Annotated in this window: 3 protein-coding genes and 1 pseudogene; 3 read left to right on the plus strand and 1 reads right to left on the minus strand. The window is 42.5% G+C overall.

Features of this window, described 5'->3' with window-relative positions; all coding sequences use genetic code 11:
- Window positions 1-385 (plus strand): 6,7-dimethyl-8-ribityllumazine synthase (ribH, locus tag RAC86_RS38355; RefSeq protein WP_377886920.1); only part of this gene is annotated, 385 nt, incomplete at its 5' end.
- Window positions 386-497: 112 nt separating this feature from the next.
- Window positions 498-872: a GNAT family N-acetyltransferase RibT gene (gene ribT, locus RAC86_RS38360; RefSeq protein WP_003223910.1), complete on the plus strand. Its 375-nt coding sequence runs from the start codon at window positions 498-500 to the stop codon at window positions 870-872.
- 13 nt (window positions 873-885) lie between these two features.
- On the opposite strand, the gene RAC86_RS38365 is transcribed toward ribT, so the two are convergent.
- Complete coding sequence (locus RAC86_RS38365) at window positions 886-1,410, minus strand: DUF309 domain-containing protein (RefSeq protein WP_015251790.1); 525 nt, start codon at window positions 1,408-1,410, stop codon at window positions 886-888.
- A 280-nt stretch (window positions 1,411-1,690) separates the two neighbouring features.
- Between RAC86_RS38365 and RAC86_RS38370 the strand changes: the two are divergent.
- Window positions 1,691-1,768 (plus strand): annotated as a pseudogene (locus tag RAC86_RS38370) (segregation/condensation protein A); the annotation flags it as partial.

The following is a 1,768-nucleotide window of genomic DNA, read 5'->3' on the forward strand; positions in this document are numbered from 1 at the left end:
GAGCAAGCTGCTGAGCGGAGCAGAAGATGCGCTGCTCAGACATGGCGTAGACACAAATGACATTGATGTGGCTTGGGTTCCAGGCGCATTTGAAATACCGTTTGCTGCGAAAAAAATGGCGGAAACAAAAAAATATGATGCTATTATCACATTGGGCACTGTCATCAGAGGCGCAACGACACATTACGATTATGTCTGCAATGAAGCTGCAAAAGGCATCGCGCAAGCAGCAAACACTACTGGTGTACCTGTCATCTTTGGAATTGTAACAACTGAAAACATCGAACAGGCTATCGAGCGTGCCGGCACAAAAGCGGGCAACAAAGGTGTAGATTGTGCTGTTTCTGCCATTGAAATGGCAAATTTAAACCGCTCATTTGAATAATTTGCTGAAAACAGTTTAAAAATATGGCGAAAATGATATAATGTGAGAAAACGGATCACCTATTCGTATCCGTTAATAGCAGACTGGACATTTTGGATATAGAGGGGTTTTTATGTTAATTCGTTATAAAAAATCGTTTGAAAAGATTGCGATGGGGCTTCTTTCGTTTATGCCGAATGAAAAAGACCTTAAGCAGCTTCAGCAGACAATTAAGGACTACGAAACGGATACAGACCGCCAGCTCTTTCTTTGGAAAGAGGACGAGGATATCGTCGGAGCAATCGGAGTCGAAAAAAAGGATTCTGAGGTTGAGATCCGGCATATCAGTGTGAATCCTTCTCATCGCCATCAAGGAATCGGAAAACAGATGATGGATGCTTTAAAGCATTTATTCAAAACGCAAGTACTGGTTCCAAATGAATTAACGCAGAGCTTTTTCGAACGTTGTCAAGGTCAGCAGGATCAAGACATTTCATACAATAATTAAGCAGAGGCTGTCATCAGCCTCTGCTTTTTTTTCTGCGTTCTATTTCTTTTTCACGTTCACGGATGACGTCAGTCCGATCCCGCAAACGGTGTTTGTCGATAAGAAATATGTTGCTGAGTGCACTGGGCTGCCCCCATGTATACTTTTTTTTCCTGCATTCGATCCTGCATGCTTCCTCCAGTTTCTTATCTTTGATTGGCAGCATAATGCTTTTATAGGCAGAGCCCGTTTCAATTTGTTCGTAAACCGATTGCATAAGTTCGAGCAAACGGCCATGATCAAGCCCTAAGTCTTCGACTGCCCGGTGTTCTGCTTGAAGAATCCGGATGCTGTTCGCCATCAGTCTTTTTGCCCCGGCTGTATTCTGCCTTCTGTGATGATATAAAGCCACTGCAAGCTGAATAAAGCCCACCCAATAGCGTTTTCGTTTCTTTGGCGGGTCTTCCTTCCAGAATTCTTCTAATATTTCATGGCATTCAAAATAATCCCGTGTCGCGTGAAACTCAACGAGATACTCTATATAAGCTTTCGGATACAAGGTGTTTCCTCCTTTAATGTGCTTTTAGTGTACCATAGAAGGGATAAAAGGAAAAAAGAACGCTCGGCCTCTATTGCTTCTTAGAAAGGAAAACCAGAAGCTAAGGCTTTTTCTCCCGCTTCTGCGCTCCGAGCAAACACCTCTCGTGTTTTGAATATTCTGTACAAACTTGTTCAAAACAGGAAATGAAATAGTATTGGACGAGAGCTTTTTGGTGGCTTATACTATAGGGTAGCCAGTTTTTCCGGCAATGAGAGTGATACTTGAAAATGGTGAGATGATGGAAGAATATCAAGTGAAAATTGATACGTTTGAGGGCCCATTGGACCTGCTGCTTCATTTAATCAATCGTCTTGAA

The sequence above is a fragment of the Bacillus sp. LR_5 genome, assembly GCF_042709275.1.

Bases quoted from the DNA above. Each gene is read 5' to 3' on its own strand.
- ribT (WP_003223910.1), top strand. From the start codon at position 498: ATGTTAATTCGTTATAAAAAATCGTTTGAAAAGATTGCGATGGGGCTT.